The sequence below is a fragment of the Bacillus sp. LL01 genome, from assembly GCF_001037965.1.
The window spans coordinates 1,139,170-1,162,800 of the sequence record NZ_LFEL01000001.1 but is presented as its reverse complement, the minus strand read 5'-3'; the positions used below and the strand labels follow the sequence as shown (position 1 = coordinate 1,162,800).

Annotated in this window: 23 protein-coding genes; 18 read left to right on the top strand and 5 right to left on the bottom strand. The window is 41.3% G+C overall.

The features are described from left to right. Positions 1-155: 155 nt before the first annotated feature. From AB685_RS05885 to AB685_RS05875, 3 genes are all read left to right on the top strand, one after another. Complete coding sequence (locus AB685_RS05885) at positions 156-431, top strand: hypothetical protein (RefSeq protein ID WP_047969541.1); 276 nt, start codon at positions 156-158, stop codon at positions 429-431. A gap of 18 nt (positions 432-449) precedes the next feature. Continuing rightward, positions 450-680 (top strand): hypothetical protein, encoded by a 231-nt coding sequence (locus AB685_RS05880; RefSeq protein ID WP_047969540.1) that lies wholly within the window; start codon positions 450-452, stop codon positions 678-680. Positions 681-1,089: 409 nt separating this feature from the next. After that, positions 1,090-2,286 carry a class I SAM-dependent rRNA methyltransferase gene (locus AB685_RS05875; RefSeq protein ID WP_047969539.1) on the top strand — a complete coding sequence of 399 codons (1,197 nt, stop codon included), beginning with the start codon at positions 1,090-1,092 and terminating at the stop codon, positions 2,284-2,286. A 17-nt stretch (positions 2,287-2,303) separates the two neighbouring features. Here the strand turns inward: AB685_RS05875 and AB685_RS05870 are convergent, their stop codons facing one another. Then, positions 2,304-3,227 carry an ABC transporter ATP-binding protein gene (locus tag AB685_RS05870; RefSeq protein WP_047969538.1) on the bottom strand — a complete coding sequence of 308 codons (924 nt, stop codon included), beginning with the start codon at positions 3,225-3,227 and terminating at the stop codon, positions 2,304-2,306. After that, positions 3,227-3,919, bottom strand: coding sequence for an ABC transporter permease subunit (locus AB685_RS05865; protein WP_047969537.1), 693 nt, complete (start codon positions 3,917-3,919; stop codon positions 3,227-3,229). Before AB685_RS05865 ends, AB685_RS05870 begins: the two co-directional genes overlap by 1 nt. Before the next feature lie 92 nt (positions 3,920-4,011). Here AB685_RS05865 and AB685_RS05860 point away from each other — a divergent pair, with 92 nt between their 5' ends. Beyond that, positions 4,012-4,722, top strand: coding sequence for a response regulator transcription factor (locus AB685_RS05860; protein WP_047969536.1), 711 nt, complete (start codon positions 4,012-4,014; stop codon positions 4,720-4,722). Next, positions 4,719-6,446 (top strand): HAMP domain-containing sensor histidine kinase, encoded by a 1,728-nt coding sequence (locus AB685_RS05855; protein ID WP_047969535.1) that lies wholly within the window; start codon positions 4,719-4,721, stop codon positions 6,444-6,446. The genes AB685_RS05860 and AB685_RS05855 overlap by 4 nt, the downstream gene beginning before the upstream one ends. Positions 6,447-6,490: 44 nt before the next feature. Here the strand turns inward: AB685_RS05855 and AB685_RS05850 are convergent, their stop codons facing one another. Both AB685_RS05850 and AB685_RS05845 read right to left on the bottom strand, forming a co-directional pair. Continuing rightward, positions 6,491-7,885, bottom strand: coding sequence for a hypothetical protein (locus tag AB685_RS05850; protein WP_047969534.1), 1,395 nt, complete (start codon positions 7,883-7,885; stop codon positions 6,491-6,493). Positions 7,886-8,048: 163 nt separating this feature from the next. After that, on the bottom strand, positions 8,049-8,393 hold the full coding sequence (locus AB685_RS05845; protein ID WP_047969533.1) for a general stress protein: 345 nt from the start codon (positions 8,391-8,393) through the stop codon (positions 8,049-8,051). A gap of 160 nt (positions 8,394-8,553) precedes the next feature. On the opposite strand from AB685_RS05845, the gene AB685_RS05840 reads away from it, so the two are divergent. The 6 genes from AB685_RS05840 to AB685_RS05815 all read left to right on the top strand — a co-directional run bounded on the left by AB685_RS05840 (position 8,554) and on the right by AB685_RS05815 (position 14,325). Beyond that, entirely contained in the window at positions 8,554-9,450 is an 897-nt protein-coding gene (locus AB685_RS05840) for an NAD(P)/FAD-dependent oxidoreductase (RefSeq protein ID WP_047969532.1), read from the top strand. A gap of 171 nt (positions 9,451-9,621) precedes the next feature. Beyond that, positions 9,622-10,020 (top strand): IS200/IS605 family transposase, encoded by a 399-nt coding sequence (gene tnpA, locus AB685_RS05835; protein WP_047969531.1) that lies wholly within the window; start codon positions 9,622-9,624, stop codon positions 10,018-10,020. Between the two features lie 17 nt (positions 10,021-10,037). Then, entirely contained in the window at positions 10,038-11,522 is a 1,485-nt protein-coding gene (locus AB685_RS05830; RefSeq protein ID WP_047969530.1) for a transposase, read from the top strand. Positions 11,523-12,011: 489 nt separating this feature from the next. Then, a complete protein-coding gene (locus AB685_RS05825) occupies positions 12,012-12,791 on the top strand; it encodes a transporter substrate-binding domain-containing protein (RefSeq protein WP_047969529.1) in 780 nt (259 codons plus the stop codon). A gap of 128 nt (positions 12,792-12,919) precedes the next feature. Further along, positions 12,920-13,582, top strand: a complete 663-nt coding sequence (locus AB685_RS05820) for an amino acid ABC transporter permease (protein ID WP_047969528.1) — start codon at positions 12,920-12,922, stop codon at positions 13,580-13,582. A gap of 11 nt (positions 13,583-13,593) precedes the next feature. Next, positions 13,594-14,325 carry an amino acid ABC transporter ATP-binding protein gene (locus AB685_RS05815; RefSeq protein WP_047969527.1) on the top strand — a complete coding sequence of 244 codons (732 nt, stop codon included), beginning with the start codon at positions 13,594-13,596 and terminating at the stop codon, positions 14,323-14,325. A 228-nt stretch (positions 14,326-14,553) separates the two neighbouring features. Here the strand turns inward: AB685_RS05815 and AB685_RS05810 are convergent, their stop codons facing one another. Continuing rightward, positions 14,554-15,036: a DUF5668 domain-containing protein gene (locus AB685_RS05810; RefSeq protein WP_047969526.1), complete on the bottom strand. Its 483-nt coding sequence runs from the start codon at positions 15,034-15,036 to the stop codon at positions 14,554-14,556. Positions 15,037-15,287: 251 nt separating this feature from the next. Between AB685_RS05810 and hemA the strand changes: the two genes are divergently transcribed. The 7 genes from hemA to spoVID all read left to right on the top strand — a co-directional run bounded on the left by hemA (position 15,288) and on the right by spoVID (position 23,581). Further along, complete coding sequence (hemA, locus tag AB685_RS05805) at positions 15,288-16,658, top strand: glutamyl-tRNA reductase (protein ID WP_047969525.1); 1,371 nt, start codon at positions 15,288-15,290, stop codon at positions 16,656-16,658. Positions 16,659-16,673: 15 nt separating this feature from the next. Beyond that, on the top strand, positions 16,674-17,507 hold the full coding sequence (locus AB685_RS05800) for a cytochrome c biogenesis protein (protein WP_047969524.1): 834 nt from the start codon (positions 16,674-16,676) through the stop codon (positions 17,505-17,507). A gap of 41 nt (positions 17,508-17,548) precedes the next feature. Beyond that, the gene (gene hemC, locus AB685_RS05795) at positions 17,549-18,481 is read left to right on the top strand and encodes a hydroxymethylbilane synthase (protein WP_047969523.1); all 933 of its coding nucleotides are present in this window, start codon (positions 17,549-17,551) and stop codon (positions 18,479-18,481) included. After that, positions 18,481-19,227 carry a uroporphyrinogen-III synthase gene (locus AB685_RS05790; RefSeq protein ID WP_047969522.1) on the top strand — a complete coding sequence of 249 codons (747 nt, stop codon included), beginning with the start codon at positions 18,481-18,483 and terminating at the stop codon, positions 19,225-19,227. The genes hemC and AB685_RS05790 overlap by 1 nt, the downstream gene beginning before the upstream one ends. Position 19,228: 1 nt before the next feature. Then, positions 19,229-20,209: a porphobilinogen synthase gene (gene hemB / locus AB685_RS05785; RefSeq protein WP_047969521.1), complete on the top strand. Its 981-nt coding sequence runs from the start codon at positions 19,229-19,231 to the stop codon at positions 20,207-20,209. 323 nt (positions 20,210-20,532) lie between these two features. Further along, positions 20,533-21,822, top strand: coding sequence for a glutamate-1-semialdehyde 2,1-aminomutase (hemL, locus tag AB685_RS05780; RefSeq protein WP_047969520.1), 1,290 nt, complete (start codon positions 20,533-20,535; stop codon positions 21,820-21,822). Positions 21,823-22,348: 526 nt separating this feature from the next. Continuing rightward, positions 22,349-23,581 carry a stage VI sporulation protein D gene (spoVID, locus tag AB685_RS05775; RefSeq protein ID WP_047969519.1) on the top strand — a complete coding sequence of 411 codons (1,233 nt, stop codon included), beginning with the start codon at positions 22,349-22,351 and terminating at the stop codon, positions 23,579-23,581. Positions 23,582-23,631: the final 50 nt, after the last annotated feature.

The following is a 23,631-nucleotide window of genomic DNA, read 5'->3' as shown; positions in this document are numbered from 1 at the left end:
CAGGTCTAATTCGCACATGAATTAGACCTGTTATTTTTTTAATATGACTCCATTTTGCAAATTCCAAATTTGACCTTTTAGTCTGATGTTGAAACCTATACATTTATCATCCGTATGTAATGTATAGGAACCAACTGATATGGAGGTTAAAGGAAATGGAATACATTCTAATTTTATTAATCTCACTAATAGTAGTGAATTTAACGGCTAAGGTGAATAAATTAGAGGGGCGCATGAAAAAAATGCAATATATTTTAGACCACGTAACCAAACATTCAGAAATACCGGAAAACCCACTAAATGATGAGCTTCGGAAGCTAATAAAAGAGGGAAAAGACGTAAAAGCGATTAAAAAAGTAAGAGAAGAGTGGGGACTCTCACTACTTGAAGGAAAAGAATATATTGATAAGTTGAAATCAGAAAAACTATAAAAAAAGAGGTGAAAAAAAGTGGACTTATTACTCTGGATAACTATTGGATTCATCATAATCGGATTGGTTGTTCTCACCTCTATGAAAAAAAGTATGGAAAGTAAACTTGCTTTTATAAAAGCAAATACGGAAGATGAGGAAAGTTCAAAAAAAGCTAAATCCATCATTTGGTGGATAGCGAGTGCCACAGCTTGGGGAATAGTGAGTATAACCCTTATTATTTGGTCTTTTCATAATCACTTTGGATAACTTTTATAAGAAATATTAACAAAGGGGTATTTTAAGTGAATGAAAAAGTTAATCTGTGGTCATTCTTATTTTCTAACTATTATTGCGACTATCATCCTTTTTTTCAGAAGTCTTTTAAGCTGAATAATTCTATTTAAATGGCTCTTTTCTCAAAGATTGTTGCTATTCACTAGTAAAAAGTCGGCAATTGGACCTTTTACAGGATATCTACTCTAAAACAGGCATGTAGTTTTTCCGTACAGCCGGGAAAAGAGCACGACAGTAAGGAATATAACGGTTGGTTTAACATTTCGAAAAAGCAACAAAGTTTACGAAAACAGCCATTTAAATAAAAGCATCCATTCGTCTTCCACTCTCATTTGCGTTATAATACAACCACACTAAAAACCCAAAAAGATTGGATGAAAGCATGCGACAGCAACTAACCCTTAAAGTGAAAAATAAATTCGCCAAACCCTATAAAAACGGATACCCGCTTATCTCTAAGCAGTCCCTCCTTAACGGCAATGACCTAAAAGAAGAAGGCACACTTGTAAAGCTGGTAGACGAACAGAACAACTTCCTCGGCAAAGGCTACTACGGGAACCAGAACAAAGGATACGGCTGGATTGTCAGCAAAGATCCTAACGAAGAAATGGACATCCCTTTCTTCAAACGTGCGCTCCAAAAAGCTGTAAACAAACGTACAGCGCTTATAAAAGCAGAAGACACCAACGCATTCCGCCTTTTTAACGGAGAAGGCGACGGAATCGGCGGCTTTACCATCGAATACTTCAACGGTTATTTGGTAATCAACTGGTATAGCAAAGGGATCTATTCCTTCTGTAAAGAAATTCTAGACGCCATTGAAGGAGTCATCGAGCACAAAGGAATTTACGAAAAGAAACGATTTAACACGGACGGTCAATATGTAGAGGACGATGATTTTGTAAAAGGAGAACGAGCCCCATCACCCCTTGTCATCAAAGAAAACGGAGTCAATTTTGCCGTGCACTTGAACGATGGTGCTATGGTAGGGATATTCCTTGACCAACGGGAAGTAAGAAAAACCATTCGGAATAAATATGCCAAAGGAAAAACAGTACTTAACACCTTTTCCTATACAGGAGCTTTCTCTGTTTATGCAGCATTAGGCGGTGCCGTCAAAACTACAAGCGTAGACTTGGCTAAACGCAGTCTGCCCAAAACAACAGAACAATTTAACGTTAATAATATTGACGAAAATACGCAATCCATTCTCGTAGAAGAGGTATTCCATTACTTCAAATATGCGAAAAGGAAAAACCTGAAATTCGATGTAGTCATTATGGATCCGCCAAGCTTTGCCCGCTCAAAGAAAGTGACTTTCCGTGCTGAAAAGGACTATACAAGTCTTGTAACAGACGCCATTGCCATCACAGAAAAGAACGGCGTGATTGTCGCTTCCACCAACGCCGCTACATTCGGCATGGACAAGTTCAAAGGCTTTATCGACCAGGCTTTTAAAGAAAACAAAGTGGACTACAAAATCGTAGAAGAGTTCTCCCTACCAAGCGACTTCGCGACCATCAAGGAGTTTAAGGAAGGGAACTATCTGAAGGTATTGTTTATAAAAAGAATAGGATAAGAAAAGGAGTCAGCTTCTTAGCTGGCTCCTTTGATCTTCGTACTGGATTCCTCCAAAAAAATTTCTTCAAGGGAAGGCTCTTCCACGTTTATTCTATAAACATCGATATTTTCTTTCGTAAATGCTTTAACGACAGCAGCAATCTTATCATCAGAATCTACCGTAAACGACGTATATTGCTCTTCTGCAGAAACCTGTGTGGCAAAACGCTTTAACATTTGGCCCACACTTTTTGGGTTTTTTAAAGCAGAATGTTTTATCTTCACCTCAATGGAAGAGGAATAATGAGCCCGCAATTCTTCCAGAGTTCCTTCATTGATAATGACACCGTCTTTCATAATCGCAATCCGAGTACAGATTTTCTCTACCTCATTCAAGTTATGAGATGTCATGAAGATGGTCTTTCCTTCTTCTTGTAGATCCCGTATCAACTGCTGTATGCTCAACCCAGACTCTGCATCGATGCCGGATGTGGGTTCGTCTAGGAAAATTAATTCGGGATTATGAGCGATGGCCTGTGCAATTCCCAGCTTCTTTTTCATACCAAAAGAGAACTTTCCTACCTTCTTTTTTGCATGCTCCAAAAGGCCAACTCGATCCAATACAGCATTTGTCTCAGTGGTAGACAGTTTGCATCCGTTGATCTTACCAAAAAATTTAATGTGATCAACGGCGGTCATACTATCATAGAACTGTGAATAATCAGGAAGCACCCCAATCCTGTTCCGCACTAACTGTAGATCAGACTCACCTAACAGCCGAAACGTTCCTGAAGTTGGTAGGATGATTCCAGTAATCATATTGATAAAAGTGGATTTACCGGCCCCATTTCGACCAAGAAACCCGTATATCTCCCCTTTAGCAACGGTTAGATCCACCTTATTTACTACCGTTTTTCCTCCAAATGCTTTGGTTAAATGTCCAGCCTCTATTACACTCATCAAAAATCCCTCCTTTTAAATAACCAATATGCAATAAAAAGCAGTAAGAACGTATAGAGTCCATTTATCAAAATATAATAGTCTGCTAGTGAAGAATAATAATAAGGAGTTAGAAATTTAAACCATGAAATGTACAACTTCCCTGAAAATATTGCCCAAAAGCTTAAAGCCGGAAATACTAAAGCAAAGGTAATCCCCACAAACATCGTAACGCCAGGCTTTGGTATGACAATGGAAAACACAAGATTTAACGCCAAAGCTACAGAAAGAAACAACATCGTATCGACCAAACCCAGCCACATAAATTCCTTTGATTTAATAGTGATTAATAGAAAACAGATAACCATACAGAAAAGCCAAAAGAACCATACTCCTAAGTATTTTCCCAACAGCACATTTAATCTAGAAGTCTTTGTCACTAGAAATCGCATGGTTCTTTCGCTGACTTCCCGGTTGATGATGTCGTGAGAAAGACCGGTAATAAAGAAAAAACCAAGCACAAAGATTAAGATAATAATCCCGGTAGCATACCCATCCTTTCCTAACTCTGCCGCTTCTTCTGGAAAGTTTGCCATCAGGTTACTCATTAAATCGGCGGTTAAATAGGTTACCCCAAAAATAATCGCAATGACCACAATCGACTTAAAACTCTTAAAATGTCCTTTAAATTCATTTAAACAAATTGCCCACATTTCATCTCGCTCCCTTCATAGTTTAGTATAATAATGGTAGTTTATTAGAAAATTAAGGGAACCTTAACATTACCTTAAAAAGGAGTTTACAAATGGAACACGCAAGGATATTAATGGTCGATGATGAACAATCCATTATAGATATGATGAAATTAGTGCTAACAAAAGAGGGGTTTCAACATGTAGATACATGCAGCACGGGTGAAATGGCCATACATAAGTTGAAGCATCACTCCTATGACCTGATATTACTCGACATCATGCTCCCTGATATGACAGGTTATGAAATTTGCCAGGCAATAAGAAAAACGACAGAGGCACCAATCTTTTTCTTATCGGCAAAAACCTCAGATCTGGATAAATTGACGGGATTTGCACACGGTGGAGATGACTATATCACCAAACCGTTCAACCCGTTAGAAGTAGTAGCCAGAATTAAGGTGCAACTAAATCGGTATCTGAAGACCACTCCGAACAAAGAAGAGGACGTCCTTGAATTTGGCAGATTTAAGCTAAACCTCCAGTCTGCAGAACTTACAGTACTAGGGGAGAGCGTCGTGTTAAGCGGTCAGCTTTATCACTTACTAGTGTTCTTCTGTAAAAATCCAAATAGAATTTTTACAAAAGAACAGCTCTATTACCACGTATGGGGAGGTCATATCCTGGTTGATGATAACACCGTGATGGTTCATATCCGTAAGCTCAGAGAAAAGATAGAAGAAAATCCAAGCAAGCCTCAATACATCAAAACGGTTAGAGGAATCGGGTATAAACTCGTACCTGCTGCAGGTAATCAGCGATGAATGTAAGTAAAAAGCTGGCTTTTCATTTTGTTAAGCAATTATTTGTCCTCTTAGTGATCATAATAATCGCTTTGACCGCCGCGTTATTATTCTTCGCCTCCCACTTAACAGAGTCGGAAATGAAAGCAAGTTTTACAAGGACGGACCCATATTTTCTTGAGCTTGAAATGGATGTCAAGTCAGAAGAGAATATTCAAATTAGTGAGACTGTAAAAACAGCTGTCCACCAAAATGACGGCTGGCTCCAACTGATAAATAAAGATGGAATTGTCGTCAAAGAGGTAAATGCTCCTGCAGGTTTAAAGAAGGCATACACGTTTCAAGAGCTCGCCGATTTTGACGTTCCCGGTTACCGGACTTCTTATTGGAGGGTGTTCAAGAACGACAGTGACCTTGTCGTGTTGTACGGGGAGAAGAACCTGAGCGAAGAAATACTTACTGAGCTGCAAAAACTAGGTGAGCTATCCGCTATTACAGAGGAAGGCAGAAAGTTCCTTGAGAACCAAAAAGCATGGCTACAAGTATATGATTCCACTGGGGAAAAAGTCGAGCAATGGAATGCCCCAGAAGACCTTACACTTACAGCCAGGGACTTCCTATCCATTAAGGAAAGGCCGTGGAACTACACATACGACATATCCACCTTACTAGAAGGGGACAAAGTCTATGTTGTTGGTATGGATAATGCCTATTATGCTCCGGATGACGTACTGGATGGTCTGGTAGGTGCCTCTTTGGTCAAAAGCTTCCTACTAGTAATTGTAGTGCTTCTAGTGATCATTATCGCGCTCTCTATATGGTACGGCAGGACGTTTGGGGTGCCATTGCTTTACATGATGGACTGGATCAAAAGAATGTCCAAAGGGGACTTATCTGTACCAAGGAACAAAAAGGGAAAAATCCCCTTCCGGAACAAGAAGGGCAAGCTGCACAAACGCTTCCGAATCTTCCGGGATATACTTTTCTCCATCCGAAAACTTGCAAACACGCTCGAAAAGAATGAACAATACCAAAAGCGAGTAGATCAGACAAGGGAAGAGTGGATTACCGGCTTAAGCCATGACCTTAAAACTCCCTTAAGCTCCATATATGGCTATGCAAAAATACTCGAAACAGGATCATACAAATGGTCTGAGGAAGAAATACAGGTGATGGGGAGCACCATGACAGAAAAAGCTTCCTATATGAGCGATTTAATTGAGGACCTGAATCTTACCTACCGTCTAAAAAATAACGCCTTGCCTATAGAAAAGAGTGTACAAGACATTGTTCCACTCATGAAGGATGTCATCAAGTCACTGAACAACACAGACTCAATAATTCTCATGGAAAACGTGGAAACGGAAGTTCGTCTGGCTGTTGATTCCAAATGGTTCACTCGCATTCTCACCAATCTACTGGCAAATGCGCATAAGCATAATCCAAAAGGAACAGAGATAACACTAAGTGTCTCACGAAATCCGGAATATACCTTTATTATGATTAAGGATAACGGAGTGGGGATGGACGAAGAAACCCAAAGTAAACTGTTTGACCGATATTACAGAGGCGGTAGCACAACAGATAAGTCAAACGGAACCGGACTTGGAATGGCCATCGCTCACCAGTTGGTCTTGGCCCACGGAGGAAAAGTCTTTGTAGAAAGCGAAAAAGGAAAAGGCACCACAATTACCATAACTTTACCTAACGGATTGGATGATAGCACCTCAGACAAAATAAATTAATAATAAAAGGTCTGCCTATAACAGATGGCAGACCCTAGCACTATTCAACTACTATCCCTCAACATATACTGATACGACTTGGATTCCTCCACCATCCCCATCTCCAGATAGAGCTTCGATAACCACTTGATGGAGCGAATATTGGTTGGATCCAGCTCCAGCTCCCAGTTAAAGCATTCCACTGCCTCTGATAGCTGTTTAAATTCATAATACAATTCTCCAAGCGCATACATTTTGTCCGGATCGTCCTTCAGGGAAGCCATCCTTCTTATTTTCATTAAAATTGGTATGCTTGGATACCTTGAACAGTAGGGTGAGATCCATTCCTCGGTGTATTCCAGCCCTTTCGTGTTAAGAAGGTTCGGCACAATGATTTGGAAGAGTGACTGAACTTGTGCAAGTGATATGTCGTCGTCGAAATGGAAGGAAAGGTCATTAAGCCAATCGGAACTCTCTGTCCATTTTACATGCAGCATTGCTTCATGTAGGTAGGGAAGGTCTTGAGCAGAGATAGGAGCATTATTTTTTGTCAGAAGGATTACTAGGTCTTCGTAGCGTTGGGATTCTTTCAGTAAACTTAGTAGATCACGGTACAACAATTCATGATAAGCTCCTCTATTCCTTAGGATATAGCTGAGGAGATTCACTTTTTCATCGTTCAGGGTGTCCGGGGGAAAACTTGCAACCATTTGTTTATAGCTGTTAGTGTCATCCTTTTTACTGGTGATAAGGGAGTAGGTGTATAGGCAGAGTTGTTCCATTTTCCTGTCTTCCTTTTTCAATTTCTCCTGGAGGAGGGAGAGGTATTCCTCCTGTTCCATATGATCGTAGCAGTATCTTTCCACATAAAGCGGATCTTTGGTTAGCAGGGAAGCTGGATTGGAAGTATAAAGTGTGTGATAGGACTGGTATTGAAGGCTTTTGGACATTTCTTGAGCCCATTTGTTGGCCGGATAAATATCTGTCAGAAAATGCAGAAGTTGATACGTGTGCAGGAGCTGGCCCTCTCTACGGTATTGTAGCGCAAATTCTTTTATCACTTTAATGATCTTGTCTTTTTTCATATAGGAGTCGAAAATGGTAAGAATGACGGAAGCTTCGAGTGGTGTGTATTTCTTTTGTATTCTTTCCCAAAGTGGGGTCAAGGCAGGGAATGTGTGAATTCGGTTGTGAGTGAGTAAATAGGTCAATAGTGGATGATCTGAAGAAAAGTGAATTCCTTTTTGCAAGATGGAGCTGAGTTGGGATTTTCTCTTTATTTTGGTTGTGCATTTTCCGGTGAGGTAGGAAGTCTTATAGAAAAATAAATAGTAACATTCTGTGTGATCTTCATCAAAAGCTTCTATAACTTGAAATCCTTGGTATAAATACACGTTGTCAGGCTTGAGGAGCAATTGTTTTTTCTCGTGCTGAATGGTAATAATCGTTTCATTTGTCATGTAATTCCCTCCTATTTGGTCGTACACCTTTTTGAGAGATTGCTTAGTAAGAGTGTAACACGAAAATAGGAAAAAAGAAAAAAACGAAGAAGAGGACGACCTATGGCCATCCTCTTCTCTATATATTTAAGGGGGGGTCAAACTTAGTTCAGGGTCTTTTCACTTATAATGTAGTGCTGGTAGTTGTATCTTTTACCACTAGAATCACTTTACCGTGATCAAGCTTTTCTTCTAATTGTTCCGCTTCCGGAGCTGTGAATCCAAGCTCTTGGAATTGAGCACGAAGCTCATCGCCTTTGCTGCGGAAAATATTTTTCACGTACGTATCCAAACCAACTTCACCGGCGCTAACAGTATTAGCATCAGCGTTATCAGCTACACGTTTTGTGCGGTCATCATCATGAGTAATGACGTAGATGTCATTCTCGTGAACACCTCTTACCTTTAGCTCTTGTACTGCTCCTACTACTTGTTCATCATTTTGAAACTCTTTATAAGTGGGTTTCATTTTTTATCGCCTCCTTGGTTATGTAATTAAGATACCCGGCTCACAGAAAGTGAAACATGCTCTATAAATTTTTTTTTGATTTGCAAATATAACTTATTTGATAATACGCCGAAAACTTCAAATACTATAAAGCATATTATGAGAGAATGGGGAGCTTAATTTGGTGTATGACTGTATCATAATCGGGGGAGGAATTGCCGGAATGCAGGCAGCCATCCAATTGGGAAGGTATCAACATAAAGTGCTGGTTTTAGATGACAATAACGGGCGTTCGAGTATTTGCCAATGCTATCACAACCTTCTTGGGTGGCCGGAGGGAGTGAGTGGCGAGAAACTTCGGAGTCTTGGGAAAGCACATGCACTGAGGATGGGAGTCCAGTTTGAAGAACAACGTGTGGAGACAGTGGGAATGTTGGATGAACTGTTTTTCGCAACCACCACAACGTCTCAGCAGTTCACCGGAAAAAGGCTTCTGCTCGCAACAGGTATCAAAGACAATATTCCACCGTTTCCAGCCCTTATGCCGTGTCTTGGAAAAAGTGTATTCGTATGCCCTGATTGTGATGGCTACGAAATCCTTGGACGGCAATCCCTTGTGATTGGTTCAGGAAATGCAGGAGCATCCATGGCCCTTACCCTCACCCATTGGACAGATGCCCTCACTTTTATCAACCATGGGAAAGGGGAAATTGATTCCAACACAAAGGAAAAACTAGAAAAAAGAGGCATTCCCATCATTTCAAGCGCAATAAATGAAATACTTGCTGATAATTCTCTCTTCCTTGGTGTGACATTAGAAAGCGGGGAACGCATCAATTCCTCTTATGCCTTCCTGGCGCTTGGTGGCAACTCTCCGAAAACAGAACTTGCCTTGCAACTGGGAGTGGGATTGGATAAAAATAAACACATATTGGTAGATCCTCGGACAAAAATGACCAATGTCGAAAATGTTTGGGCTGCGGGTGATATTGTTGTTCACTCCGAACAAGCGGCCATCGCAATGGGGGACGGCATTCAGTCTGCCATCTGGATTCATAAAAGCTTGCTCCAAAGTTGACCTCCCCGCTTATTTGTAGCTTGACAGTTAATTGTCCGAGTGCGTAACATGAAATGTAAGGGTTTACATATTTTCCGAACGGGAAAGCCCACATCTTCAAGTATTTGAATATTTCGCTACTTTTTTAATCTACACATGCAGTTTGTTTATTAAACTGATAAAGTTATATATATGAATGAATATAGAAGAACTCAAACAACCGTTTCGTTATTAAACTATCATTTCGTTTTTTGCCCTCGTTATAGAAGGAAAATTTTTCTTGTGGAGGAGGTAGAAAAACGTTTTAAAGAATTGGTGCAAGAGATCTGTGAAAAGGTGGAAATACAAATTGTTGCTATTGAATGTGACAAGGACCACGCACATATGTTTCTTAACGCACTACCCAAACTAAGTCCGTCGGACATCATGGCGAAAATTAAAGGATACACTTCAAAAAAACTTAGAGATGAATTCCCTCACCTTCAACACTTGCCTAGCCTTTGGACACGTTCGTTTTTCGTGTCCACTGCTGGTAATGTTTCTAGCGAAACTATTAAACGATACGTTGAAAATCAAAAGAAAAGTAACTAGAGAGGAGTGAAAATCCTATGGCAAGAAAAACGAAACCAACTTATACCATTGAATTTCCTCTACATATTCCAACTTGGCAACAAGACCGTTTGGAAAAGAAATTCAAAATTGCTAAAACGGTATATAATTCTTGCCTAGGTGAAGCTTTAAAACGACACAAAGCTGTAAAGTCGGATAAAGAATATCGTAAATTTCTTAAAGAACCTAAGTCTAAAGAACGTGATAGTCAACTTTTAGATATTCGTCTAAATTATGGCTTTTCCGAATATGGAATACATAGCTTTGTGAAGTCTGTTCAAAGAAAGTTCAAAGAACACATCGGAAGTTTCGAAGCGCAAAAGCTTGCAACCAGAGCATTTCAGACGGTGGAGAAACTCCATTATAGGAAATCGAAAAAATGTCACTTTAAAAAATCCATTGATGATATTTCAGTTGAAAATAAATCAAATAAAACGGGATTAAGGTTTGTAGATGGCAACATTCTTTGGGGAGATAAACCAACAAAGAATAATCCTAGACCCAAAAATTGGCTCTCTATGCCTGTTTCGCCGAAACCTAAAGATGAATATGCACATTTAGCTTTAATGGATAGGACGAAGTACGTTCGTATATTAAAACGTGAAGTGCGCGGGAAAGTTCGCTACTTTGTTCAACTTATTCAAGAAGGTTATCCACCAACGAAAAGAAATCGTGAGATTTCTAACGATGAAACTAAACGAGTAGGCATAGATATAGGTACGTCTACTATTGCGATATGTAGCGAAGATAAGGTCCAACTGCAAGAACTCGCACCGGAATGTAAAACCAACGAAAAAGAACTAAAACGAATTCAGCGTAAAATGGATAGGTCTAAACGAAGTACAAATTCTAATAATTTCAACGAAAACGGAACAATAAAAAAAGGTAGGCAAACTTGGATATACTCAAAAAAATACGAGAAACTACGCAAAAAAAGAAAAGAACTTTATCGTAAAATCACTGTTCAACGTAAAATGTCACACGAAAAAATGGCTAATGACATCCTTTCTCTTGGTTCTGATGTTCGAGTGGAAACCATGCGGTTTCAATCTCTGCAAAAGCGTACGAAAAATACCACACGCAATAAGAAAAATGGCAAAATCAATCGCAAAAAGAGGTTTGGAAAATCAATCGCCAATCGTGCTCCAGCAATGTTGTTAACGATAATTGACCGAAAACTTGGATATCATGGGCGTTCTTTAAAGAAAATAGATACTCACGCCACAAAAGCAAGTCAATTCAACCATATAACAGGAGAATGCAGTAAAAAACAACTTTCAGAACGTTGGAATGTTTTTGGAGAAATTCTTATCCAACGGGATTTATACAGTGCCTTTTTAATAAGTAACACAACTGAAACGCTTAATTCTGTTGATATAAAATTATGCAATGCTCAGTGGAATAATTTTGTGAAACTTCATAATCTTGAGGTTGCACACCTAAAACAATCTCAAAGCAAAACGTTGCGTTGGTTTATCGCATAAAACAAATCGAATTGGTCGTGACAACGCCCAATAAAAGTCGGAACGAAAAGCATATCAAGAGTCTTTCTAGGCTTGTTGAGAGAGGTGCCTTGCTATACGCAATACGTCCGTTAATGTTTTAGGAGAAAGCACGCCAGTGCGTTGGTGGAAACTCTTTTCGAAAGGAAAGATAAGGGCACCATCGAGAAGCGTAAAAGTACCCTAGAACCCCACTGCTTTAGCTGTGGGAGTTGTCAGGAGCAATTAATCATAATTTAATCTTTTGAAAAATTTCGAAAAATATGTTTATAGAAGGTTGGTTTCAGGGAATAGGATGTATAAGGAGCAATTCCGAGCATACATACGAAACATAGGTTATCAGGTCTTCTGAAGTTAGAATTTACTGAATTATTTACAAATATGGAATAAGAGCTTATTTGTGGTAGTTTTCCGTAATTGTTAACATAGAAGGGAGACGAAAAAAATAGACACTAAGGGGGATTTTGGAAATTGAAAAAAAGGATATTGTTAGTCACGTTATTTTTGTTGTCTACGATTCTAGCAGCTTGCGGTGGTAAGACAACAACAAGTGAAGGGTATGAATTAGTAAAGGAAGATAAGTTTATATTTGCTTCTTCAGGAGAATTTGCGCCATTTAGTGTTACAGATGGTTCCGGAAACATGACCGGGTTTGATATCGAGGTCGGAGAAGCTATTGCAGCTGAACTAGGCTTGGAACCAGAGCAGGAAAAGTACACATTTGCGAGTATTGTTGAAGGAGTGAAAAACGGCCGCTTTGATGCTGCGGTTGCGAGTCATACCATTACAGAAGAGAGATTAAAAGAAGTGGACTTCTCCACACCGTACTACTATTCAGGTGCTCAGATTTTCGTACGTCCCGACAGTGACATCCAGACCTTGGATGATTTAGAGGGAATGGAGATCGCCGTTTCAAGAGGATCTACCTATGCAGATCTAGTGAAGGATGTATCTGATAACGTTGTAAACTACGATAGTGATGTTGTTGCATTGGAGGCGCTTAACAATGGCCGGCACGATGCTGTGGTGACAGATTTTGTTACAGGGCGTGAAGCAATCGGATCCGGGATGGAGCTTGAGGCCCGCGAACTATTGGATCGCAGTGAACAAGCTGTAGCTGTAGCCAAAGGAAATGAAGCATTATTGGAAGCTGTTAATGAAGCGCTGGAAGCGTTACGTGAAAGCGGAAAATTAGCAGAGATAAGTGAAAAATATTTTGGTGAAGACATAACATCAGACCCGGGTGAGTAATAGCGATCAGTGAATAAGTAATCCTGACTCTGAAATGTGTGGTGTTCATTCACCACACATTTTTTATCAGCTTGTACCTGAACTAATAGCACACAAAAACAGAGAAGCATAAGGGAGTGAAGCAAAGTATGCCGAGTTTAGCGCATTTTTTTGATGTATTTTTCAGTTCTTACGATATGTTTTTAAGAGGGATGCTAAAAACTCTCCAAATTACAGCAATCTCGATCGTTATTGCACTATTTGTTGGCTTATTTTTTGCATTTTTAAAAATATCCAAGATTAAAGTCCTTGAATGGATCGCCAATACCTACATATATCTTGTACGTGGTACACCGTTAATTGTTCAAATTTTTGTTTTCTACTATGGGTTAGTCCAGTTTGGAATCACTGCATTCTGGTCCATCACATTGGCACTTGCATTCCACAATGGTGCCTATATTGCAGAGATATTCAGGGGAACCATTCAATCCATTGACAAAGGACAAATGGAAGCTGGCCGTTCTTTGGGGATGACCAGCAATCTGGCGATGAGAAGAATCATTTTACCTCAGGCTTTCAGGAGAGCCCTTCCTCCACTTGGAAATCAGTTTATAATCTGTTTAAAGGATTCATCCTTAGCAGCTTTTATCGGTTTTTACGAGCTGTTTAACGTAGCCCAAACACAAGGTGCGAACAGCTTTGACTATATGACATATCTCTTGGTAGTTTCAGTGTACTACCTATTCCTAGTAGGACTGATTGGAATCTTTGTTAATCTGTTAGAACGTAAATTCGCAGCGAGTGATAGATAGGAGGTAGAATGATGAGTAACAAAATAGAAGTCATAGACTTAAATAAATCTTTTGGAGATCTACATGTTTTGAAAGATATATCCTTAACGGTAAAAAATAAAGAAGTGGTCTGCTTAATCGGTGCCAGTGGATCTGGTAAGAGTACCATCCTTCGCTGCTTGAACTTCCTTGAAGTGAAGGATAGCGGGACAGTGGTCATAGATGGTAAGGAAGTGGACGTAGATAAGGATAATTTAAATAAAGTCCGTCAAAAAGTGGGCATGGTGTTTCAACATTTTCACCTTTTCCCACATAAAACAGTTTTGGAAAATGTCATGGAGGCTCCTGTTCAGGTGGAGAAGCTGAAAAAAGAGGAAGCCAGAAAAATTGCATCCGACCTTTTGGCAAAGGTAGGATTGTCAGATAAGGAAAATGTCTATCCCGAAAAGCTTTCCGGCGGACAAAAACAACGTGTGGCTATTGCCCGTGCCCTTGCCATGAGACCGGAAGTCATGCTTTTTGACGAGCCGACATCTGCCCTTGACCCCGAACTAGTCGGAGAAGTACTGAAAACAATGAAAGAACTAGCTGAAGAGGGGATGACGATGGTGGTTGTAACCCATGAGATGGGGTTCGCCCAGGAAGTCGCCGACCGGGTCATCTACATGCATGAAGGAAAAATCGTCGAAGAAGGCTCCCCACAAGAACTGTTCAACAATCCAAAAAATCAAAGAACTAGAGACTTCCTAGAAGCAGTGCTGTAAGTAGTAATCATTTGGGTGATGCAGATTTCCCCTGTTTTCTGGAGTGCAAGGTGTGAGACTCCTGAGGGAGATAGCGGTAGGTTGAGACCCCGCAGCGCAGCGAGGAGGCTCAAACACCGCCCCTAGGAAAGGAACACCTGGAACGCAAGAAAACAGGGAGTTACATGCAAGTGTAAACAAAAAGACCTACAACAACGGAATAACTCCCCATTGTTTGTAGGTCTTCTCTTATTTTTTCTTAAAAACAAAAAACGCACCAATCAAAATCAACAAAACCGGCCAAAAAGTATGTAAACTAGCAACTCCAGTCTCCACAACACCAAGCATCTCCATAAACGTATCATAGAAAAGGAAAAAACTTGCAAGAATACACAACAGCACTCCTTCAAACATCCCGCCCTTCGTCTTCTGTGAGCGTAAGATAAACCCGATACCAATAATCAAGATGATGACAGCGAAATGATCCGGCCATACAATCACCGTATCCTTCAGCTGAAAGTGCGATCCGATTCCCAACAGTATGAAGCCGGGGAGAATATTAGGGTGGTCGTTCTGTTTATAAGCTTGTAATAAAAGTGCAACTCCTGTAATAACGAGTATGGTGGACCAATGGAACATCCCGTTCCAAAGAACAATGTTTAATTGTTGTAACAGGAAATACAAACCAAAAAACAATAAAAGTAAACCTGGCAGAAAGCTATTTTTCTTCATATTTTCCTCCTTGAGATCGAGGCTGAAACCTTGATTCTACAATGAATTTCTGTTAATGTACAAGTTGGTGAATAAAAGAATTGTAATGTTTGTAATATATAACTAAGAGAAACGATGAAAACGGTGAACTTTTAGGCAACTTTATTTCTTAATTGGAAACTATTTGTTCACATTTTAACAAAAGTATCTAGCATTAGTCATGTTATAATTTTAGTAGATGATATTATTTTTTTGTGGGGGTGTACGAACAAGTGCATATCATAGTAGTCAGTGTTAATTATAAAACGGCCCCTGTTGAAATACGTGAAAAATTAACTTTTAATCCAGCTGATCTGAACAAGGCAATGATAACTCTAAAGGACCGTAAGTCCATTTTGGAAAACATCATTGTATCTACCTGCAATCGGACGGAAGTCTATGCAGTAGTCGATCAGTTGCATACTGGACGTTATTATATTAAAGCTTTCCTTGCAGACTGGTTCGGTCTGGACAAGGAAGAGTTTTCTCCTTACTTGAACATATATGAAAATGACGGAGCGATTGAGCATTTGTACCGGGTTTCCTGTGGATTGGATTCCATGGTGCTTGGAGAAACGCAGATTCTGGGTCAAATCCGTACAAGCTTCCTTGCCGCACAAGAGCATAGAACGGTCGGAACCATTTTCAATCAATTATTCAAACAAGCTATAACGCTTGCAAAGCGTGCGCATTCTGAAACGGATATCGGATCAAATGCAGTATCTGTCAGCTATGCAGCAGTGGAGCTTGCGAAAAAGATATTCGGGGATTTAAAAAACAAGCATGTTTTAATATTAGGCGCAGGGAAAATGGGAGAACTCGCCGTCCAGAACCTTCACAGCAACGGGGTAGAAAAGGTTACGGTCATCAACCGTACCATGGAAAAAGCAACAAACCTGGCGAATCGTTTCGCAGGCCAGGCAAAATCGATGCAGGAGCTTTCCTGTGCGTTGGTAGAAGCGGATATCCTTATCTCTTCTACCGGAGCCAAAGAATATGTAATTACAAAAGACGATATGACCTATGTCGAGCGTATGAGAAAAGGTCGTCCACTCTTCATGGTGGATATTGCGGTTCCAAGGGATTTGGATCCTGAACTGGAAAAGCTGGAAAGTGTCTTCTTATACGATATTGATGATCTCGAAGGAATCGTCAATGCCAACTTGGCAGAACGCAAGAAAGCAGCAGAAGAGATTGAACTGTTAATTGAAGAGGAAATTGTGGAGTTCAAATATTGGCTTAACACTTTAGGTGTCGTGCCGGTCATTTCTGCTCTACGCCAAAAAGCGCTGGATATCCAATCCGAAACGATGCAGAGTATCCAACGAAAGCTTCCTCACCTATCGGAACGGGAGATCAAAGTGTTGAACAAGCATACGAAAAGTATCATCAACCAGATGCTACGCGACCCGATTTTACGTGCGAAAGAATTGTCAGCAGAATCTGACGCTAAAGAATCTCTAGAACTGTTCACGAAAATCTTTAATATCGAAGAAGCGGTTCAGCAAGAAGTCCAAACACAGTATTATTCTGTGAAAAAGGAAAAAAGCTCGCCAGTAACTGTGGGCATCCCGCTTCCTCAAGCTGCGACATATAGGTCGTAAGAGAGGCTGTTAACTATGCTAGAGATGACTATCGCAAGGCTATATGAATTAACGATTATCATCTATGCCTTAAGCGTACTCTTATATTTTATCGATTTTCTTCAACATAACCAGAAGGCTAACAAAACGGCTTTCTGGTTACTTGCAATTGTATGGGTATTGCAAACAGTTTTCTTATTTTTACGAATGCTGGATACCGGACGTTTTCCGATATTGACGTTGTATGAAGGGATGTATTTCTATACGTGGGTATTGATCACCTTTTCCTTGGTCATCAATAGGATTTTACGTGTGGACTTCATCGTATTTTTTACAAATGTGATAGGCTTTCTAGTGCTGGCCTTGCATACGTTCACCCCGATTCAGCATGAGTCGCAGGTGGTGGCGCAGGCTCTGGTTTCCGAACTTCTTATCATACATATCACGATGGCAATCTTGTCATATGGTGCATTTTCATTATCCTTCGCCTTCTCCTTGCTTTATGTGATTCAATATAAGCTTTTGAAGGAGAAAAAGTGGGGTAAACGGTTATTGCGCATACAAGACTTGGCAAAGCTTGATCATATGTCCTATGTTTTGAATGTCATCGGGGTGCCGATGCTTCTGCTATCACTTATTTTGGGAAGTATATGGGCTTCTGTAAAACTGTCCGAGTTTCAGTGGTATGACATGAAAGTGATCGGATCCTTTATTGTAATTACCGCATACAGCTATTATTTTTATCAAAGACTTGCTAAAGGAATTAGTGGAAGGGCAATTGCGAACTGGAATATTGCAGCGTTTCTAGTCGTCCTTATCAACTTTTTCCTCTTCGGCAGATTATCAAATTTTCATTTTTGGATCTTATGATCTTAAAGGAGAATCCCAATGGTTTTGGGTAAGGAGGAAGTATGAGAAAAATAATTGTAGGTTCTAGAAGAAGTAAACTAGCTCTAACCCAAACGAACTGGGTCATTGATCAACTGAAGGCATTAGGTGCCCCTTTTGATTTTGAAGTGAAGGAGATCGTGACTAAGGGTGATCAGATCCTTGATGTAACCTTATCCAAGGTCGGTGGAAAAGGTCTTTTTGTAAAAGAGATCGAGCAGGCAATGCTTGATAAGGAAATAGATATGGCAGTCCACAGCATGAAGGATATGCCGGCAGAACTTCCTGAGGGCTTGATGATTGGTTGCATCCCGTTCCGTGAGGATCATCGCGATGCATTCATCTCCAAAGACCATGTGAAATTTGCTGATCTTCCTAGCGGATCTATCGTAGGAACAAGCAGCCTGCGCCGTGGTGCACAGCTGCTTGCAAAGCGTCCGGACCTTGAAATCAAATGGATTCGAGGCAATATTGATACGCGACTTGCCAAGCTACAAAATGAAGACTATGATGCGATTATTTTGGCAGCAGCTGGTCTTGCAAGAATGGGCTGGTCCAGTGATGTTGTAACGGAATTTTTGGATGAAGATCTGTGTTTACCGGCAGTCGGACAAGGTGCGCTTTCCATCGAATGCCGTGAAGATGATGCTGAGCTACTCGAGGTACTTGGATTATTTACGGATGCAGTTACGGAAAAAGCGGTTATTGCAGAACGTGCATTCCTTCATAAAATGGAGGGCGGATGCCAGGTTCCGATTGCAGGCTTTGCTTCTGTAGGACAGGAAGACACAGTTACGTTGACCGTTCTTGTAGGTGCGCCGGACGGATCTGTATTATATAAAGAAAGAATTACAGGAACAGACCCTGTGAAGGTCGGGCTTGAAGCAGCAGAGAGCCTGACGGAACAGGGTGGAAAGAAATTGATTGATGATGTGAAAAAGGAGCTTGATCAGTAATGGATCGTACTTTGCCGTTAGCCGATAAACGCATTCTTATTACAAGAGGCAAAGAGCAGGCAAGGTACTTTTCCATGCAGATTCAAGCGCTCGGAGGGACCTCACTGGAAGTCCCTCTTATTCAATTTCAGAGAGTTTCCGAAAGTGTCAGTGTTTCAACGGAGATTAAAGAGAGCCTGCCCCACTATGAGTGGATTGTGTTCACAAGTGTCAATGGCGTTAAGTATTTCTTTGAAATGTTTGAAGGTCGTCTGCCCAACAGGATTGCAGCGGTAGGCAATAAAACAAAAGATGCTTTGGAAGCCTTAGGTTGTCTGGTGGAAATGGTACCTGAGCGCTTTTCAGCTGAAGACTTGGTGGATAGTTTTGAAAAGGTGACGCCAACCTCTGTGCTACTGATTCAGGGCAATCTGGCCCGACCCCTTTTGCGTGAAGAACTGGGGAGAATAGGGTACAATGTTAAGCAGATAGTAGTCTATGAAAATAAGCTCCGAAAACCTGATGAGAAGGAAATGAACTATTTGAAGAAGGGGAAGGTTGACCTCTACACCTTTACCAGTCCTTCTACTGTACATAATTTTATCGAGTTATTTGGACTTCCTGCTGGCCCTGTGGCAGCAATAGGTCCCATCACAAGGCAAGCTGCTGAACAGGCTGGTGTTGAAGTGGCCATCAGCCCATCTGAATATACAATGGATGGATTGCTGGAAGAAATCGTGCAATATTTTAAAAGGGAGGATACATAATATGAAAGACTTGCAATTTAATCGTCATCGCAGATTAAGAAATTCCGATAACTTGCGTTCCTTGGTGCGTGAAACATATTTACATAAGGAAGATTTCATTTACCCTATCTTCGTGGTAGAAGGAGAAAACATCCGCAACGAAGTACCTTCTATGCCAGGGGTGTACCACCTTTCCCTAAACCTGTTGAATGCCGAAATGGCCGAGGTTTCAGAGCTTGGCATCAAATCGGTTATTGTTTTCGGTGTACCAAAAGAGAAGGATGAGGTGGGAACTCAGGCATATCATGAACACGGGATTGTGCAACAGGCGATTACCCAAATTAAAGTTAACTTCCCTGAACTTGTGGTAATTGCAGACACTTGCCTATGCCAATACACTTCTCACGGTCACTGTGGCATCGTGGAAGAGGGACGGATCTTAAATGATCCGACACTAGATCTGTTGGCACGCACTGCTGTCAGCCAGGCACGTGCAGGTGCGGATATCATTGCCCCATCAAACATGATGGACGGCTTTGTAGCGGCAATCAGAGCAGGGTTGGATGAGAACGGCTTTGAAGATGTGCCAATCATGTCTTATGCAGTCAAGTATTCCTCCGCTTTCTACGGACCTTTCCGAGATGCTGCACACAGCTCTCCACAATTCGGGGACAGAAAAACATATCAGATGGATCCGGCGAACCGACAGGAGGCACTTCGGGAAGCGGAATCCGATATGCTTGAAGGAGCAGACTTCCTAATTGTAAAGCCTGCAATGGCATACCTGGATATCATCCGTGATGTAAAAAACAACTTCAATGTTCCTGTCGTGGCTTACAATGTGAGTGGTGAGTATTCCATGATCAAAGCGGCTGCCATGAACGGCTGGATCAATGAGCGGGAAATCGTAATGGAGAAATTGATCGGCATGAAGCGTGCAGGTGTAGACTTGATCATTACATACTATGCGAAAGATGTAGCACGCTGGTTGGACGAGAAGTGATTTTTTGATGAGGGGCGGTTCTGCTGGAGAAATGGTGGGGCCGCTTCGCTTTAAGGAAGGCTGTTTTTCGCAAAGTTTGTTGTTGAGAAGAGGTTAGACAAACCGAGTGGAATGGAGCGGAAGGCACTCGACTCAAGAGGGAGGTAGAGGGAAACGGGAGACCCCGCAGGCTTGCCGAGGAGGCTCCCGGCCCTCCCCGCGGAAAGCGAGTGACTGCAGCGAAAAGGAACGGTCAAACTTGATAACAAATAACAAAAATCTCTTAGAAAACAGCTTTAATGTAAGGTGAAATCCATTCGAGATAAAAGAAAGGATGATAAAAAATGAGAAGTTATGAAAAGTCTAAAGAAGCTTTTGTAGAAGCATCGAAATTGATGCCAGGTGGGGTAAATAGTCCAGTTCGTGCATTTAAATCAGTGGACATGGACCCAATCTTCATGGAACGTGGAAAAGGCTCCAAAATATACGATGTGGATGGAAACGAATACATAGATTACGTACTTTCTTGGGGACCCCTGATACACGGTCACTCCAACGATCGAGTAGTGGAAGCAATCAAAAAGGTAACGGAATCCGGAACAAGTTTCGGTGCTCCTACCCTCATTGAAAATGAACTGGCAAAGCTTGTGATCGATCGCGTACCTTCCATCGAAGTGGTGCGTATGGTAAGCTCCGGTACAGAAGCAACGATGAGTGCACTTCGCTTGGCGCGTGGTTACACTGGACGCAACAAAATCGTTAAGTTTGAAGGCTGCTACCATGGCCATGGGGATTCCCTATTGATTAAAGCCGGTTCTGGGGTCGCTACCCTCGGATTGCCGGACAGCCCTGGTGTTCCTGAAGGTGTCGCACAAAACACCATCACAGTGCCTTACAATGACCTAGAAAGCATCCGTTATGCGTTCAAAGAGTTCGGTGACGATATTGCTGGTGTCATTGTTGAGCCTGTTGCCGGAAACATGGGAGTTGTACCTCCACAGCCGGGATTCCTGGAAGGATTGCGTGATGTGACTTCAGAATTCGGTGCACTATTGATCTTTGATGAGGTAATGACCGGTTTCAGAGTGGATTACAATTGTGCACAAGGTTACTATGGTGTGACACCTGACTTGACCTGTCTTGGTAAAGTAATCGGTGGTGGTCTGCCTGTTGGAGCATATGGAGGAAAAGCGGAAATCATGGCTCAAATCGCTCCGAGCGGGCCGATTTATCAAGCTGGAACACTTTCTGGAAACCCGCTTGCGATGACAGCAGGTTATGAGACATTGTCTCAGTTAACACCGGAAACTTATAAAGAGTTTGCTAAGAAAGCCGACCGTCTGGAAGAGGGCATTGTCGCTCTTGGCGAGAAGTATGATGTACCTGTATCTGTGAACCGTGCTGGTTCCATGATCGGTTTCTTCTTCAATTCCGAAGAAGTCGTAAACTATGATGTTGCCAAATCCTCGGACTTGGGTTATTTCGCGAAGTTCTTCCGCGAGATGGCGAACAACGGCGTGTTCTTGCCACCATCCCAGTTTGAAGGATTGTTCTTATCCACAGCACATACGGATGAAGACATCGAAAAGACATTGGATGCGATCGAGAAGTCGTTTGCAGCAATTAAAGAATAATAAACAGATAGGTTATAACCCGCCCCAGTGGGATCGATTAATTGGGACGGGTTTTTTGTGTTTTTTGGATGCTTCTACATGGAATATGTTCGTGGTGTTTACAGGGGTAGGTGCTTCTACATTTCCCGGAGTTGGTCCTACATTTCCCAAGTCAGCTTGTACATTTCCCAAGTCAACGTCTACATTTCCCAAGCTCGCTTCTACCGTTCAGCACCAATGTCCTACCATTAAGACCAAAAGTCACCCAAATCAAAAATAACAAATCAATAAACTTAACATCTCCCAGGTATCAAACTTACACTGAAATCATAATATCTACTAACCTCCTCTAATTTACCAACAAGGTCAAGATCAAGATCAAATCAAGATACCATAGAAAAGCGGCCCCTTCGACATGCATTCAAAATCTCCTGTAGGGGTCTGACCCCTCACCCCAAATTTCTTTTTTCATTCATATTCCTCTCAATCCAATCATACATCTTTATTGATATAGTAAATTTTTTTAGGTGTGAAGGGAGGAACCACTTTGTCTTCAGAACAACAATCGTGCTTACGGTTTTCAGTAGAGGAATCGATTTGGTTTCAAAAAGGACAGGAAGTATCTGAGCTCATTTCTATTGCGTTAGATCCAGATATACAAATTTATGAGCAAGATCAATATGTTTCCATAAGGGGAGCTTTATTGTTAACGGGGGAATACCAGGTGAATGCAGAATCGGATGCTGAGGAAGAGGAATATCATCCACAGGCCCGCGTTGTGCAAGAAGTGGAGGAACGGGAAGATGGCGTTTGCGTCTTGAATCATCGTTTTCCAGTGGACATTACGATCCCGAAAAACAGGATTCAAAGTCTAGACGATATTTACGTGGCAATCGAATCATTCGATTACAGTGTTCCTACCCGTGGGTGTTTGCAGTTGGATGCAGAATTGTCCATCTCCGGCATTTATGGTCATCAACAGAGCAGTCCTGCTTGGGAAGAGAACCAGGAAGAAGCTTATGAAGTGGAACCTAACAGGGACCATGAAGAGGCATACGCTTCACAAAATCAAGAACAATCTTACGAGCAAGCAGAGGAAGAGGTAGAAGAGGAAGAGATAGAAGAGGAAGAAGTGGCGCTCGAATTCGAACCGATGTACCGCAGTGCAAATTCCGATAATGAGTATGAAGAAGATACCTACAAGTACTATACAGAAGATGATGAGGAAGAGGAAATCCTCAATCAGCATGAAATCGATGCGAACGTGCAATACAATTATAACGATGATGGGGAGTATGCTCCGTTTGAAGTGGAGGCGAGAAAAGCTCCGGCGACAGAGGAGGAAGCGCCATACAATCCAGCAGACTATATTTATCAGGATAAAGCGGAAGATGCTTATGCACCGTTGCATTCGTTACATGCCGGCCATCATACACAAACAGAAGAAGAAGCATCAAATATTGTTTCTTTCTTTGATAAACGGAAAGGGCAACAGGCTGTCGCAGATGTAGATGAGCATGAATATGACAATTATTCGGATGAACCAAGAGATGAAAATGATTTATCCTTGACCAAAATTTTTGCTGATGAAGAAGGCGAAAACTTCACCAAGTTGAAAATTTGTATTGTCCAACAGGGGGAATCAATGGATCATATTGCCGATCGCTATGATGTGACAATTCAGCAGCTGATCCGGGTCAACAGGCTTTCCACGGATGATCATGTCAGTGAAGGGCAGTTGCTATATATTCCGGTAAAAGCTTCCTCTAAAAGTCTATAACCGGCTGTTGAGGAATGTGAGGGAGGGGTAACCTTTCTCACTTCTTTTTT